The 13,342-nt window shown below is 72.2% G+C and carries 14 protein-coding genes; 6 read left to right on the top strand and 8 right to left on the bottom strand.

Translation table 11 applies throughout. The features are described from left to right. Positions 1–7 precede the first annotated feature (7 nt). Together ACFY01_RS29390 and ACFY01_RS29385 are read right to left on the bottom strand one after the other, a co-directional pair. The gene (locus ACFY01_RS29390; protein ID WP_390738770.1) at positions 8–787 is read right to left on the bottom strand and encodes an SDR family NAD(P)-dependent oxidoreductase; all 780 of its coding nucleotides are present in this window, start codon (positions 785–787) and stop codon (positions 8–10) included. Positions 788–835: 48 nt separating this feature from the next. Next, a complete protein-coding gene (locus ACFY01_RS29385; RefSeq protein ID WP_390738769.1) occupies positions 836–1,426 on the bottom strand; it encodes a PadR family transcriptional regulator in 591 nt (196 codons plus the stop codon). A 115-nt stretch (positions 1,427–1,541) separates the two neighbouring features. Between ACFY01_RS29385 and ACFY01_RS29380 the strand changes: the two genes are divergently transcribed. Together ACFY01_RS29380 and ACFY01_RS29375 are read left to right on the top strand one after the other, a co-directional pair. Continuing rightward, the gene (locus tag ACFY01_RS29380; protein ID WP_390738768.1) at positions 1,542–2,219 is read left to right on the top strand and encodes an ABC transporter ATP-binding protein; all 678 of its coding nucleotides are present in this window, start codon (positions 1,542–1,544) and stop codon (positions 2,217–2,219) included. A gap of 5 nt (positions 2,220–2,224) precedes the next feature. Beyond that, on the top strand, positions 2,225–5,035 hold the full coding sequence (locus ACFY01_RS29375; RefSeq protein WP_390738906.1) for an FtsX-like permease family protein: 2,811 nt from the start codon (positions 2,225–2,227) through the stop codon (positions 5,033–5,035). 33 nt (positions 5,036–5,068) lie between these two features. Here the strand turns inward: ACFY01_RS29375 and ACFY01_RS29370 are convergent, their stop codons facing one another. Continuing rightward, positions 5,069–5,548: a DUF4396 domain-containing protein gene (locus ACFY01_RS29370; protein ID WP_390738767.1), complete on the bottom strand. Its 480-nt coding sequence runs from the start codon at positions 5,546–5,548 to the stop codon at positions 5,069–5,071. A gap of 134 nt (positions 5,549–5,682) precedes the next feature. Continuing rightward, positions 5,683–5,877, bottom strand: coding sequence for a hypothetical protein (locus ACFY01_RS29365; protein ID WP_390738766.1), 195 nt, complete (start codon positions 5,875–5,877; stop codon positions 5,683–5,685). Between the two features lie 494 nt (positions 5,878–6,371). Between ACFY01_RS29365 and ACFY01_RS29360 the strand changes: the two genes are divergently transcribed. Further along, complete coding sequence (locus ACFY01_RS29360) at positions 6,372–7,298, top strand: hypothetical protein (RefSeq protein WP_390738765.1); 927 nt, start codon at positions 6,372–6,374, stop codon at positions 7,296–7,298. A gap of 211 nt (positions 7,299–7,509) precedes the next feature. Then, positions 7,510–8,952 (top strand): cytochrome P450, encoded by a 1,443-nt coding sequence (locus ACFY01_RS29355; RefSeq protein WP_390738764.1) that lies wholly within the window; start codon positions 7,510–7,512, stop codon positions 8,950–8,952. Between the two features lie 140 nt (positions 8,953–9,092). On the opposite strand, the gene ACFY01_RS29350 is transcribed toward ACFY01_RS29355, so the two are convergent. Continuing rightward, positions 9,093–9,497, bottom strand: coding sequence for a VOC family protein (locus tag ACFY01_RS29350; protein ID WP_390738763.1), 405 nt, complete (start codon positions 9,495–9,497; stop codon positions 9,093–9,095). A gap of 116 nt (positions 9,498–9,613) precedes the next feature. Here ACFY01_RS29350 and ACFY01_RS29345 point away from each other — a divergent pair, with 116 nt between their 5' ends. Continuing rightward, positions 9,614–10,579: a helix-turn-helix transcriptional regulator gene (locus ACFY01_RS29345; protein WP_390738762.1), complete on the top strand. Its 966-nt coding sequence runs from the start codon at positions 9,614–9,616 to the stop codon at positions 10,577–10,579. On the opposite strand, the gene ACFY01_RS29340 is transcribed toward ACFY01_RS29345, so the two are convergent. Beyond that, complete coding sequence (locus ACFY01_RS29340; protein WP_390738761.1) at positions 10,567–11,523, bottom strand: LLM class flavin-dependent oxidoreductase; 957 nt, start codon at positions 11,521–11,523, stop codon at positions 10,567–10,569. The genes ACFY01_RS29345 and ACFY01_RS29340 overlap by 13 nt on opposite strands. A gap of 86 nt (positions 11,524–11,609) precedes the next feature. Between ACFY01_RS29340 and ACFY01_RS29335 the strand changes: the two genes are divergently transcribed. After that, the gene (locus ACFY01_RS29335; protein WP_390738760.1) at positions 11,610–12,389 is read left to right on the top strand and encodes a helix-turn-helix domain-containing protein; all 780 of its coding nucleotides are present in this window, start codon (positions 11,610–11,612) and stop codon (positions 12,387–12,389) included. Here the strand turns inward: ACFY01_RS29335 and ACFY01_RS29330 are convergent. Together ACFY01_RS29330 and ACFY01_RS29325 are read right to left on the bottom strand one after the other, a co-directional pair. Further along, entirely contained in the window at positions 12,368–12,652 is a 285-nt protein-coding gene (locus ACFY01_RS29330) for a hypothetical protein (protein ID WP_390738759.1), read from the bottom strand. The genes ACFY01_RS29335 and ACFY01_RS29330 overlap by 22 nt on opposite strands. 209 nt (positions 12,653–12,861) lie before the next feature. Then, positions 12,862–13,341 carry a MarR family winged helix-turn-helix transcriptional regulator gene (locus tag ACFY01_RS29325; protein WP_390738758.1) on the bottom strand — a complete coding sequence of 160 codons (480 nt, stop codon included), beginning with the start codon at positions 13,339–13,341 and terminating at the stop codon, positions 12,862–12,864. Position 13,342 lies beyond the last annotated feature (1 nt).

Below are 13,342 nucleotides of genomic sequence, written 5' to 3'. Positions count from 1 at the left end.
CCAGGGCTCAGTGGACGGAGAACCCGCCGTCGACGAAGACCGCCTGGCCGGTGACGTAGGCGGAGGCGCGGCTCGCCAGGAACACCGCCGCCCCCGCGAAGTCCTCGGCCAGGCCGTTGCGCCCGACCAGCGTGCGCGCGGCGAGCGCCGCCACCTTCTCGGGGTCGGACGACAGACGTGTGTTGAGCGGCGTCATGACGAAGCCCGGCACGAGCGTGTTGCAGGTGACCCCGTACGGCGACCACGCCTCGGCCTGCGAACGTGTCAGCGACTCGAGCGCCCCCTTGGAGACGCCGTAGGCGCCGCTCTGCACGAACGCCCGGTGCGCCTGCTGTGAGGTGATGTGGATGATCCGCCCGTAGCCGCGTTCGGCCATACCGGGTCCGAAGCGCTGCCCCAGCAGGTGGGGCGCCTCCAGGTTCACCGCCATGGTGGTGTCCCACACCTCCTCGCTCAACTCGCCCATCGGGGGCCGCAGGTTGACCCCGGCCGAGTTGACGAGGATGTCGGGCTCCCCGAACACCCCGGCCGACTCCTCGGCGGCCGCACGCACACCCTCCCGCGTGCTCAGGTCGCCGCTCACCCAGGCCGCCCGGCAGCCGTCGGCCGTCAGCTCGTCCACGGTCGCGGTCAGCTCGGCCTCCTTGCGGGCCACGATCACGACGCTCGCCCCGGCGCGCGCGAGGGCCCCCGCGATGGCTCGCCCGATGCCGGAACTCCCACCGGTCACCACGGCGACCCGGTCGTCCAGCGAGAACAGTTCGGAGAGATACGCCTTCGAGGTCATGATCGCACCCTAGGCGGCGCGACCACGGCGACGGCGGCCGGGGCGCGGTCAGGCACCCCTCTCGCGCACGTCCCCCGGCGTCTCGTGCCCGCCCTCGCGCAGCCCCCGGGCGGCCCGCTCAGCCACCGGCGCCAGTCTTTCCGCCGCACTGTCCACGACCTCCAGGTCGGCCTTGGTGTGGGCGATCGCCGCGTCGATGAGGAGGGCCACCAGGGGGTCGTCCAGATGGGAGCGGCGCAGCCGGGTGAGGCCGGCGAGTTCGGAGACGTACTTCTGGCGCTGCGCCGCCACGAGGGTGTCCAGTGCCTCGGGGCCCAGTGCGGACGCCCCGAGCAGTTTCAGGAACAGCTCGTCCCGGAAACCGCCCGTGCGTACCCAGGCGGTCGTCGCCCACTCGCGCAGTTCCTCCTGCCCGGCCGGGGTGAGGGTGTAGCGGGTCTTGTCGGGGCGGTCCGACTGGGCCACGTGGGAGCGGGTGACGTAGCCGTCGCGGACCAGGCGGTCCAGGATCTGGTAGAGGTGGCCGATGTTGAGGCCGCCCCACTGCGGGCCGATGGCCTCTTCGAAGCGTGCCTTCAGTTCGTAGCCGTGGTTCGGGCCCTCGGTCAGCAGCGCGAGCACCGCATGGTGCAGTGGCATTTACACACCTCCTGGATTGTGACAATGTACCGCTGCATTGCCGCAATGTAGAGGTCGCACTCGCGGACGGCAGTGCGGAAAGGGTGGGAAGTACGTGGACGTGACGTTGAGGGGTGTGTCCCGCCGATATCCGGGGGTGACCGCACTGGACGCCGTCGATCTGGAGATCGAGGACGGCTCGGCCGTCGCGCTGACCGGTCCGTCGGGCTCGGGGAAGTCCACGGTGCTGCACCTGCTCGGCGGGATGGACCGGCCGGACGAGGGCACCGTCGTGGTCGAGGGCAAGGAACTGACGGCACGTCAACTGGACGCGCACCGGCGCCGGGTGGGTTTCGTGTTCCAGCGCTTCCACCTGCTGCCCGCGCTGACCGCGCTGGACAACGTGCTCGCACCGGTGCTGCCGCGCCGGGTGGACTTCGACCGGCGGGCCCGGGCCGGCGAACTGCTGGAGGCGGTCGGCCTGACGGAGCGCGCGAACGCCCTGCCCTCGGAACTCTCCGGCGGTCAGCAGCAACGGGTCGCGATCTGCAGGGCGTTGATCAACCGGCCGGGACTGCTGCTCGCCGACGAGCCGACCGGCAACCTCGACAGCGCGACCGGGCGGGAGATCATCGACCTGCTGCTGTCGCTGCGCGAGCGCTATGGAATGACCATGCTGGTGGCCACGCACGACGCCGAGGTGGCCGCGAACTGCGACCGGATCGTCCGGCTGGGCGACGGCCGGATCGTCGCCGACGAGCAGGTGGCACCGGCCACCGACGTCCTCGACCGGCTCGGGGGCCTGCGTCCGTGATCGCCATGATCCTCTCCCAGTTACGCCGTCGCCGCGCCCGCGCCCTCGCCCTGGCCGCCGGGATCCTCGTCGCCGCCACCAGCTTCACGCTGCTCACCTCCGCGGTGACCACCAGCCGCGCGCAGACCACCGGCCTGGTGCAGCGCAACGCCCGCTCGGCGTACGACGTGCTGGTCCGGCCGCCCGGCACCGACACGGCCGTCGAGCGGCGACACGGCCTGGTGCAGGCGAACTTCCTGTCCGGCGTGTTCGGCGGCATCACCCTCGACCAGTACCGGCGGATCAAGGACCTGGCCGGAGTCGAGGTGGCCGCGCCCGTCGCCAACGTCGGCTACCTCATGGTGCACGCCACGCTGCGGATCGACGTCTCCCGGTTCCTGGACGGCAAGGCCCCGGCCCAACTGCTGCGCGTCAAGCCCACGCTGACGGCGGGCCTCGGCAGCTACCCGGTCGCCGACCAGTACGTCTACCTCACCCACAACCCGATCGTCTCCCGCGACGACCTCCTGGAGGACACGGGACTGCTGGGTCTGGAGCAGGAGAAGGCGAAGCGCGGGGACTACTACGTCTGCTGGTATTACAACTATGACAAGTCGGACACGGCGCAGGGTACGGACGGCACGACACTGACACCGCAGGCCGAGCCGCCGTACAACCCCGCTCCGGCCTCCCCGTTCGACACCGACGCACGCTCACGCCTGAGCTGCCAGTCGGGCAAGGGGAAGGCCGTGGCCGAAGTGCCGGTCTCCTTCCCGGTGTTGCTGTCGGCCATCGATCCGGCCGCCGAGGACCGGCTCGTCGGACTCGGTGCCGCGGTCACCTCCGGACGGATGCTCACGGCGAAGGACCGGCCGGTCTGGGGTCCCGACCCGTTCGACAAGGGCCCGGTGGCCCAGCGCCAGCACGACTACCAGGTCCCGATCATGCTCAGCAGCCACACCCTGACCGCGGGCAGGGTCAAGGCGACCGTGCAACGGCTGGACGCCGGCGACCCCGCCGCGCTGCCGGCCAAGCTGGGCAGCCCCGCCGCGCACGCCTTCGTCAAAGGCCTGCACGGCACCACCGTCGGCAAGGTCGCCGGCGATCTCGACCGCGCCTTCCGCTCCGCGAGCTCCTCGGTCAGCTTCCAGGCGGGCAACTACTGGACGGTCGGCCCGGTCGCCTACCGCGACACCGGGGACGGCCTGGCCGCACGGACCCGGTCCGCGCAGTCCGCCGACGTCTGGCAGGACAACTTCGACCACCGGCCCAGGACCGACATCCCCGAGGAGAACGCGGGCACCCAGTTCCGTACGGTCACCGGCCTCACCGGTACGGACTGCATGGGCAACAAGTCCTGCGGCAGTCCGGACTCGGGGCGCGCGCCCATCCCGATGCTGCGTCTGGTCGGCCGTTACGACACCGGCAAGCTGCGCGGCTTCTCCGCCCTGTCCAAGGTGCCGCTGGAGACCTACCAGTCCCCGGAGGTCACCGGCGCGGACGCGGCCTCCCGCCGCGCCCTGGGCAACCAGCCCCTGCGGCCCGACCGCAATCTGGGCGGCTATCTCGGCGCGCCGCCCACCCTGCTCACCACCCTCGACTCGGTCTCCGCGTTCACCCACAGCCGCCACAAGCCCACCGCGCAGGAGAAGGCACCGGTCAGCGCCATCCGTATCCGGGTGGCGGGCGTGACCGGGGTCGACGCGACCTCCCGGGCCCGGGTCAACGCCGTCGCCGCGCAGATCCACTCCGCCTGCCCGAAGCTGCACGTCGAGGTCACCGTCGGCAGCTCGCCCGCACCGCAGACCGTCGCGCTGCCCTCGGGGATCCGCATCAGCGAGAACTGGGCCGCCAAGGGCGTGGCCCTGCGCATCCTGCGGGCCGTGGACACCAAGAGCGCGGCCCTGTTCGTGCTGGTGCTGGTCGTCTGCGGGCTCTTCCTCGGCCAGGCCGCGCTGGCCTCCGTACGATCCCGTCGCGCCGAGATCGGCACGCTGCGATGTGTGGGCTGGAGCGCCCCGGAGATCCTCCGGCTGATCCTCGGCGAACTGGCGGTGATCGGACTGGGCGCGGGCGCGCTGGGCTCCCTGCTCGCCTTCGTCCTGGGCGGCTTGCTGGACGTGCCCCACGCGGCACTGAAGGCGGTCCTGGTCCTGCCCGTCGCGCTGTTGCTCGCGCTGGTCGCGGGGCTGGTCCCGGCCTGGCGGGCGACCCGGCTCGGGCCCCTGGACGCGGTCGTGCCTCCGGTGACCGCCACCGGCCGGGCCCGCGCCGTCCGTTCGGTCGCCGGACTGGCCATGCGCAACCTGCTGCGCGTCCGCGGCCGTACCGCGCTCGGCGCCACCGGCCTGGCCCTCGGTGTGGGCGCCTTCACGGTGCTGCTGTCCGTCACCCTCGCCTTCCGCGGCGAGGTCGCCGGTTCGCTGCTCGGCAACGCGGTCGTCGCCCGGGCCCGCACGGCCGACTACCTGAGCGCCGTCCTCTCCCTGCTGCTCGGCGCGGCGGGGGCGGTGGACGTCCTGGTGCTCTCCCAGCGCGAGCGCGCCGCCGACCTCGCCGTCCTGCACGCCACCGGCTGGACGAAGCGCGAACTCGCCCGACTCACCTTCTACGAGGGCCTCGGCCTCGCCCTCCTGGGCGGCCTGGCCGGAGCCGTCTTCGGCCTGGCGGGTGTCCTCGCCCTCGGCCGGGGTGTGCTCGACGGTCGCCTTCCCGCCCTGGCGGGCGCCGCGCTCCTGGCCGTCCTGGCCGCGGTGGCCCTGGTCTGCGGCGCCCTGGCGGTACCGATCCGCGCGCTGTCCCGCATCGCGCCGGCGCAACTGCTGGCGGCGGAATGAGAAGACCGCCCAGAAGACCGCGCTCCCCCGGTGTCAGTGAAAGGCGTGCACGACGGCATGGCCCTTGCCGCGGCCGATCATCCATCGGTTGACCGGAGTGGTCAGCAGGAACGCCAGGACGAGGGAGAGGAACAGCGAGACCCAGAAGAGGACATCGGTGAGCCCGGCGTCCATGGCTCCGGGCACACCCACCATGACGGTGTTGTCGATCAGTTCCATCACCGCGATGGACACCGTGTCCGCGGCGAGCGCGACCTTCAGCGCCCGCCGGACGGGCAACCCGGCACGCAGCAGTCCGCGCATGGTCAGTGCGTAGCCGAAGACGAAGGCCAGTACGACGGAGATGACGACGGTGCCCGCGTTGTGCAGGCCGGCGGCGGTGCCGACGACCATGCCGAGGACTTCGCCGATGGCACACCCGGTCAGGCAGTGCAACGTCGCCTGCGCGGCCGTTCGCCAGGAGCCGTGCGAGAAGTGGTCGCGGTGCTCGTGCTCGTGTGCGCTGTGGTCCATCGTGGGCTCCTCAGGTCGGATGAGCTCTCCACGAGGACCTAACGATATACCCCCCAGGGGTATTCCCGGCCGCTGGAAACGCCATGGGCCCCGGATCACATGACCCGGGACCCATGGACGCGCGGACGCTGCCGTCAGTGCGTGGCGGTGACGCTTCCGCCCGCCGTGAGACCCTCGGGCGTGGCGAAGGCCAGCACGTCGGCGCAGAGGTCCGCGACCGGCGTCTCGATGTGGAGACCCCCGGAGCCGCCGGCCGCGAGGCCGCCGGCGACGCGGTCCAGGTCGGCGTCGGATATCTGGGCCGTCTCCACCCGGGAGGCATGGTTCATGACGCGCTGTTCCCTTCACATAGGCACTCTTCCGTGGCGTGGTCCGCTCGCTCGATCCCCGACAGCACGAGCCGTCAGGCGATAGCCGACAGCGGCGACCTGCGCCACGCGAAGGATCAAAGCACGCCCGTCCAGGGGACGGCCAGCGGCGCACGAGGTGAGCAGACCCCGTCGCGAATGCGACCTTCACCGGCGTGACGACCCGGTGACCGAGGACGCCCACTCCTTCACAGGGCCTGCTGCGCCGCAGCACGCGCGACCATTGCCCTCGGCGCGCGGCGCACACTCGGACCCACCGATCCCCGGGCTGCGGCACGGCCGTGACCACTGCTCAGGGGTGGTGTGCAGATTCAACGGATTTCCCGCAACGGCGCGGCCTCACCCGGACGGACGAGTGCGGCGGCACCGGGCACCGGCCCAGCAGGCGATCTTGGCCCGGCTGCCGCAGGATGGTGCCGGTTGCCCGCCCACCTTGTTCCCCGAGGGAGCCTCGTATGGCAGTGATGACGGAGGAGCTCGTACCGGCGCTGGAGGACGCACGCCAGGCGCACGCCGCGGTCCTCGACCGGCTCCGGGCGGATGCGACGGTCACGCCGGCGGGTCCGAACCGGGAGATGCTCGAACGCCAGGCCGCCGAGGTCCAGGTCGGTGTGCAGCGCATCCAGCGCCAGGTGCGCGATCTGCAACCGCAGGGGCTCGTGGGCACGGCGGCGAGCATGACACGGTACGTCTCCCACGGCGCGGTGCGCACGGCGATGCTGCCGCTGAACATCGGCGCGGCGGCCGTCAAGGGCATGCTGTCCGGCAGGCGTCCCGCCGACGCACGACGGCTGCTGCGGAACGCGGAGAGCGAGTACTCGGCTGCCGCGCGGGCGCTGGCGACGTGCCGGGCGGGAGAGGTGCTCGCCGAGCAGGTGGACGACGAGACGACCGCCCACCTGCTCGCGTCGCTGCGCCGCCAGGACGAGGAACTGCTGCTGGAACTGGAGGAGAGCCTCGCCGAGCACGCCCGTGCCGTGGCGGAGTCCGCCGCCGGCTTCGGGCCGGGCACGAGCAGCGACGGCGGGCTGGCCGACGCGGCGGTCCGGACGGTGCGGACCGCCATCGTCCAGGCCTCTGACGTCATTCAGAGCGGCGTCCGCAAGGCCAGGGGTGTCGCCGAGGGCGCGGTGCGGCAGGGGCCCCGGCCCAGCCCGAGTCCCGAGGATGTCCTGGGCGCGGTGCGGAGCGAGGAGGACCTGCCGATCCACGGGTTCAGCCAGCTCAGCACGGATCAGATCCATCGGCGCCTGGGCACGCTGTCCCCGTCGGAGCTGACGGTGATCGAGGCCTACGAGCGTACGCACGCCCGCCGGAAGGGAGTCCTGGACGGCATCGAGCGGCTGCGCGGCGGCAGCCAGGAAAGCGGCCGGCAGCCATGAGACACGAGCAGCGCCACCGCCGGCGCCGGGAGGTCGTGTCCGCCGCCGGGAACCCATGCGTGGCTGACGCGGACGGCCGATGCCAACGGCCGGCTACTCGCCGGTACCCGCCATGGATCGGACGGCTCCCCTGAGGTAGGGTCGCCCCCCGGCCGTCAACCATTCACCGGTGAAGGGCCGTTGCGGGGAGCGTCGGAGGGCTGCAAGCACGATGGAATCGCACCTGGTCGACGGAGGGTCGACCGAGCTCGGTGGCGCACGCCTGGAGGACCTCGACCCTCAGCCGTTGCTGACGCGGGACTACGAGACGCGCCCGGCGCTGGTGTACGAGCGGCTGCGCGAGCGGCACGGGCCGGTCGCGCCCGTCGACCTGCTCGGCGTGCCGGCGTGGCTGGTGCTCGGCTACCGCGAGGCGCTCCAGGTGCTTCAGGACGACGAGGGCTGGCCGAAGGGGCTGGAGAACTGGCGGGCCCGCACGGAGGGCCGGGTGCCCGCGGACTGGCCGCTGGCCCCTTCCCTGGAGGTCAACCACGTCCTCATCCAGGGCGGTTCCGGCTACCGCACGCTGCGCACGGCGTGGGACGCGGCCCTGCGGCCGTTCCAGGACCCGCGCCAGGCGCAGGCCAAGCGGCTCCGCGCGGCCGTCACGTCCTACGCCGACGAACTCATCACCCTGCTCGGCCAGGGCGGCGGCACCGGCCACGCCGACCTGTCGGCACAGTTCTCGCGGCCCCTGCCGCTGATGGCGGCGAGTCACCTCCTCGGCTTCCCCGCTGCCCAGGGGGATGACGCGCTGATGGACATGTGGCGGGTCCTGGACGCCGGCCCGGACGCGGAACCCGCCCTCGGGCGACTCCTGGAGACGCTCGCCGAACTCGCCGCCACCAAGATCCGCGAGCCGGGCGACGACTTTCCCTCCCTCCTGCTGGCCGCCCATCCCGACCTGTCCGTCGACGAGTTGGCCCGCGAACTGTTCATGCTGCTCGGCATGACCTCCGACCATGTCGGAATCCTCATCTCCAACACCGTCGTGGAGGTGATCTCCGGTGAGGTCGACGGCGGCGTACGGACCGTGCTGTCCGCCGGGATGGTGCGGGAGACGATGAACCGGGTGGTCATGCGGAAGCCGCCGCTGGTCAACTTCGTGCCGCGGTTCGCGGCCCGGGACACCCGGCTCGGCCAGTACACCGTCCGCGCCGGCGACCCGGTGTGGGTCTCCTCCTCCGCGGCCCACGCCGACCCGCTCTTCGCCGGCCGGATGACCTCGGGCTCCACGATCAGCAGCCGGGCGCACCTGTCCTGGGGCGCGGGCCCGCGCCAGTGCCCGGCCCGCGAGCTGGCCTCCACGATCGCCGCGGCCGGCGTGAGCCGCCTGTTCGAGCGCTTCGCCCACCTGGAACTCGCCCTCCCCGTCGATCAACTCCTTTGGCGATCCTCCCCGTTCATGCGCGGCCTGCGGTCCCTGCCCGTCCGGTACGAACTCACCGCCCCCACGGTGTCCCCCGCGTCGCGGACACCGGCGCCGGAGGCTGTCGAGGACACCGGGGTCACCGATGACACCAAGGTCACCGAGGAGTTCGTCCCGGACCAGGCCGCCAAGCGGCGGTCGTCACTGTGGCGGTACCTGACGGGGCTGATCCGCACGGGCGGCTGAGTTCCTGGACCGGCTCAGCCGTGAGCCGGAGACGAAGGGGCCGGCCGCCCGGGATCCGCGGCTCCCCCTGGCGCGGTTACGTGAACTTCTGGCCGGTCCGGACCCGTTCGGTGCCGCCGCAATCCCGCGTGGACCGGCCCTCACTCCGCGCCCAGGAGGCGCTGCTCGGCCTCAGGGCTGACCGGTGCGAAGAAGTTGACCAGGTTGCCGTCGGGGTCCTTGAACAGCAGGGAGCGGTTGCCCCAGGGCTGGGTCGTGGGCTCTGTCACGAACTCGATGCCGAGCGGGCGGAGCCGGTCGTACTCGCGGTCCACGTCGTCGACGAGGAATTCGATGATCACGCTCTCGTTGGCTGCCGGTCGCGGCGCCCGCGCGCCGAGCGCCCGCACCGTGCGGACGCTCGCGAGAGCGAGGGCTCCGGTGGCGGTGCGGAACTCGGCGAAGTCGTCGGTGAAACGCTTCGCGGTCCGGCCCGTCGCCCTCTCGTAGAACTCGACCATGCGGTCGACGTCGTCGGTGATGAGGCGGATGGAAGCGAACTGCATGGCGGTCTCCTCGGACGTGTCGCGGGGCTGCGGCGCGGGACTGTCCCGCGTCCTGCCAAGACCGTAGGACGGATACCGGACAGGATCCGCCCGGTATCCGGGAGAGACTTGGCCGCATGACTCGTCCCACCGCGCGCGTGCTCGCCCTCCTCGAGATTCTTCAGGCCGGAGGCGTCCATACGGTCGCCCACCTCGCCGGGCGGCTGGGCGTGGACGAGCGCACGGTCCGCCGGTACGTCGATCACCTGGTCGACCTCGACGTGCCCGTCGAGTCGGTACGCGGACGCTACGGCGGCTACCGGCTGGCACGCGGGTACCGGATGCCCCCGCTGATGCTCACGGAGGACGAGGCGCTGGCCACCGTGCTCGGTCTGATCACCGTGCGGCGGGCGGGTCCGGTCCCCGCGTCCGACGCCGCCGCCGACACCGCCGTCGCGAAGCTGCGCCGGGTGCTGCCCGAGCCGCTGGGCCGGCGGCTGGACGCGTTGCTGGCCACGACACGGTTCACGGCGACCGCCGACCGCGGCGCCGACGGCCCCGCCGGGCGCGTCCTGCTCACGCTCGCCGAGGCCACCGCCGACCGGCACCCGGTGGCGATGGAGTACCGCAGCCGTGACGGCAGGGTCAGTCACCGGGTCGTCCACCCCTACGGTCTCGTGGCCCACTCGGGCCGCTGGTACGTCACCGGCGCGGATGCCGAATCGGGAGACGTGCGGACCTTCCGGGTGGACCGGGCAGGTGACGTGCGCGTGCTGCCGGGCTCCTTCGACCGGCCCGAGAACTTCGACGCCGCGTCGCACACGCTGGCGACGCTCGCCGAGACCCCGTGGACCCACGAGGTCGAGATCCTCGTGCAGGGCACACGGGAGCACATCAGGTCGAGGTTCCCCGAGGGCATCGCGCTCGTCGACGAGCACGGGAGGTGGTTCCGTGTCCGGCTCCGCGCGGAGCGGCTGGACTGGATCCCGCCTCTGATCGCCGGGCTCGACTGCCCGTTCGTGGTACGGAGGCCGACCGAACTACGCGTTCTCGTGCAGGAGTTGGCGCAGCGACTCGCTCGGTTCGCCGCTCAGCACGAGTGAGCCGTGGCCGCTACGGCCGGGATCAGGTCCGCCACCCGTTCGAGCTGGTCGCGTTGCGAGGACAGACCCAGGGCGCCGAGGCGGACGACGATGTGCCGGGCGCCGGCGGCGACGTAGCGCCGTAGACCCGTCAGCACCTGGTCGGCCGAGCCGGTGACGACCGCCTGGATCTTCTCCAGCTCCTCGAGCGGCATGCCGTATGCGGCCCGCGCGTACGCGTCCAGTGCCCGGCGGCCGCTCTCGACGTCGTCGTCGATCCGCACCGACACGAACAGGGCAGGGGTGATGTCCTCGGCCGACCGTCCGGCGTCGGCCGCCGCCGTACGGATGTCGCGGAGCCCGGAGGCGTAGTCGGCGGGGTCGGGCGGGTAGGGCAGCCATCCGTCGTACAGCCGGCCGGTGCGGGCCAGCGCCGCCGGGGTGGCGCCGCCGAGCCAGATGGGCGGGCCGTCGGCCCGGGAGGGTCTGGTCGCGGGTGGGAGGTCGTCGAAACGGAGGATCTCGCCGTGGAAGGAGCCGGCGCCGTCCCACAGGGCCCGCCACAGGGTCACCGTCTCGTCCAGGCGGGCGAAGCGCCGCTCCCACGGCACCTCGGACAGGGTGTAGAGAGGCCGTCCGAAGCGGCCGGGGAAGCCGGCGCCGACGGTCACGGTGAGCCGGCCGGCGGACAACAGGTCGATCGACGCCAGCGACTGCGCGGCCTGGACCGGCCGGCGCAGGAACGGCATCAGCGCGGCCGTTCCCAGGGTCACGGTCTCGGTCGCCGGGGCGAGCGCGGCCAGCATCGTAAGGGCTTCGATGCGCGGGCTGATCAGTGAGTCGTTGACGAAGAGGGAGGAGAAGCCCAGGCGTTCGGCCCGGCGGCCGAAGCCGACGAGGGTGCGGGGGTCGTCGGCCTCGCCCCACTGGGCGGTTCCGGTCGGAAGCAGTACACCGATGTCCATGCCGCCGATGTTCATCGCCGCGGCGTATGGCGACAATTCCCCGGGGGGAATGGCCCGGAGGCCGCCCGGGCCGTTACAACAGGCCCGTGGACTTCCCTCGTGCGCTTCGCGAACGCCGTACCCGCCGTCATCTCAGCCAGCTCGACCTGGCGCTGCTGGCGGGCACCACCCAGCGGCACCTCAGCTTCATCGAATCCGGCAGGTCCGCCCCCGGCCGGAACATGGTCGTGCGGCTGGCCGAGTCGCTGGAACTGCCGTTGCGGGAGCGCAACGAACTGCTGCTGGCCGCCGGGTACGCGCCCGCCTACCCCGAGAGTTCACTCGACGACCCGGTGCTGGCACCCGTGCGCACGGCGATCGACAACATCCTGCGCGGGCATCTGCCGTATCCGGCGCTGGTGGTGGACCGGCGCGGTGATCTGATCGCGGCGAACACCGCGTTCGACGTGATCACCGAAGAGGTGGCTCCCGAACTGCTGGGCCCGGGCACGAACGTCTACCGCCTCGCGCTGCACCCGGACGGCCTGGCTCCCCGCATCAGCAACCTCGCCGAATGGGCGCGCCACATCCTGGCGCGTCTCGGCCACCTGGCGGAGTTGCGCGAGGAACTCACGGCATACGTGCCCGAGTTGGAGCCGTCCGCGGGCCACCTCGGTTTCGCGGTTCCGCTCCGTCTGCGGTCCTCGTACGGTGAGCTGAGCCTGATGACGACCGTGACGACCTTCGCCACCGCCGTCGACGTCACACTCGCGGAGCTGAAGCTGGAGGCGTTCCTGCCGGCCGACCCGGCGACGGCCGAGGCGCTCTCGGCGGCCGCCGGGCCACTGGCCTCGGCCGCTGGAGGTCAGGCGCCGGGGAACATGTAGTCGGTCTTGATCCGCCCGGTCTCGTCGAGCACGAGGATCTCCGAGCCGCCGCCCGCCACGTCGCCGGTTTCGGCGGACACGGCCTCCCAGCCGAACCTGACCACGCCGTGGAGGCGTACCGCGTCGCCGCACGCCCGGAACGTGATTCCCTCCTTCTCAACGAAACGCTCGTGGCTTCGTGCCACCCGGGTCTCGATGGCGTCGTACCCCTGGGCCTCCGACGTCGTGTGCTCGAAGCCGAGTTCCGCGGCGATCCGCCGCATCTCCTCGGGCGGCTGGAGGATATGGGTGCCGTCCTCGGCCCACAGCCGCTCGATGGCCGCGCGGCGTTCGGTGGCCTTCCGGGAGGTTCCACTGTGCGATGCAGCGGTCGGCCACGTCCTGCGGGTCGATGTCGGTCACGTGAATCTCCTTGCCGGTCGAGTCACTTGGGACTCGGGCCGCTGAGGCGGCGTTCCCCCTCCGGCGCGCTTCAGCGCTCGCGTTCCTCCTCCACCGCGGCCTCGTAGGCGCGCAGGGTCTCGACGAAGAGGCGCCGCTGCGCCGGCGCCAGCGGTGTGAGCACGCGGCGCCAGGCGGCGGCGCCGGGGGCGAGCCAGGCCGCGATCGCGTCGTGCTGGTCGGGGGCGATGGCCACGATCCGGCGTCGCCGGTCGGCCGGGTCCTCGTGCCGCTCCAGGATGCCCTTGCCGCTCAGGTCCCCCACCATCAGGCTGACCGTGGTGGGCGCCACCTCCAGCCGCGCGGCCAGTTCGTTGACGGTCGTGGGCCCGTCGAACAACAGGCAGGAGAGCAAGGAGAGGTGACGGGGCGCCAAGGACTGCGTCCGCAGCGCCTCGGGCACGGGAATGCGCTTCACCCGGCTCGCCATCCGAGGCATCAGCAACAGCAACTCGCGTACCACGGAGTCCACTTCACCCGCTCCGGCCTCGCGCCGCGCGGATCCGGCCATC

Source organism: Streptomyces sp. NPDC001480 (genome assembly GCF_042894725.1).
Classification (GTDB): Bacteria; Actinomycetota; Actinomycetes; order Streptomycetales; family Streptomycetaceae; genus Streptomyces.
The sequence above is the reverse complement of the archived record's forward strand: the minus strand, read 5'-3'. Positions and strand labels throughout refer to the sequence as shown.

Coding starts and splice junctions, on each gene's coding strand:
- ACFY01_RS29325 (WP_390738758.1), bottom strand. CDS start 13,341: ATGGCCGGATCCGCGCGGCGCGAGGCCGGAGCGGGTGAAGTGGACTCC.
- ACFY01_RS29350 (WP_390738763.1), bottom strand. CDS start 9,497: ATGCAGTTCGCTTCCATCCGCCTCATCACCGACGACGTCGACCGCATG.
- ACFY01_RS29365 (WP_390738766.1), bottom strand. CDS start 5,877: ATGAACCATGCCTCCCGGGTGGAGACGGCCCAGATATCCGACGCCGAC.
- ACFY01_RS29375 (WP_390738906.1), top strand. CDS start 2,225: ATGATCCTCTCCCAGTTACGCCGTCGCCGCGCCCGCGCCCTCGCCCTG.
- ACFY01_RS29360 (WP_390738765.1), top strand. CDS start 6,372: ATGGCAGTGATGACGGAGGAGCTCGTACCGGCGCTGGAGGACGCACGC.
- ACFY01_RS29345 (WP_390738762.1), top strand. CDS start 9,614: ATGACTCGTCCCACCGCGCGCGTGCTCGCCCTCCTCGAGATTCTTCAG.
- ACFY01_RS29330 (WP_390738759.1), bottom strand. CDS start 12,652: ATGCGGCGGATCGCCGCGGAACTCGGCTTCGAGCACACGACGTCGGAG.
- ACFY01_RS29390 (WP_390738770.1), bottom strand. CDS start 787: ATGACCTCGAAGGCGTATCTCTCCGAACTGTTCTCGCTGGACGACCGG.
- ACFY01_RS29385 (WP_390738769.1), bottom strand. CDS start 1,426: ATGCCACTGCACCATGCGGTGCTCGCGCTGCTGACCGAGGGCCCGAAC.
- ACFY01_RS29355 (WP_390738764.1), top strand. CDS start 7,510: ATGGAATCGCACCTGGTCGACGGAGGGTCGACCGAGCTCGGTGGCGCA.
- ACFY01_RS29340 (WP_390738761.1), bottom strand. CDS start 11,523: ATGGACATCGGTGTACTGCTTCCGACCGGAACCGCCCAGTGGGGCGAG.
- ACFY01_RS29370 (WP_390738767.1), bottom strand. CDS start 5,548: ATGGACCACAGCGCACACGAGCACGAGCACCGCGACCACTTCTCGCAC.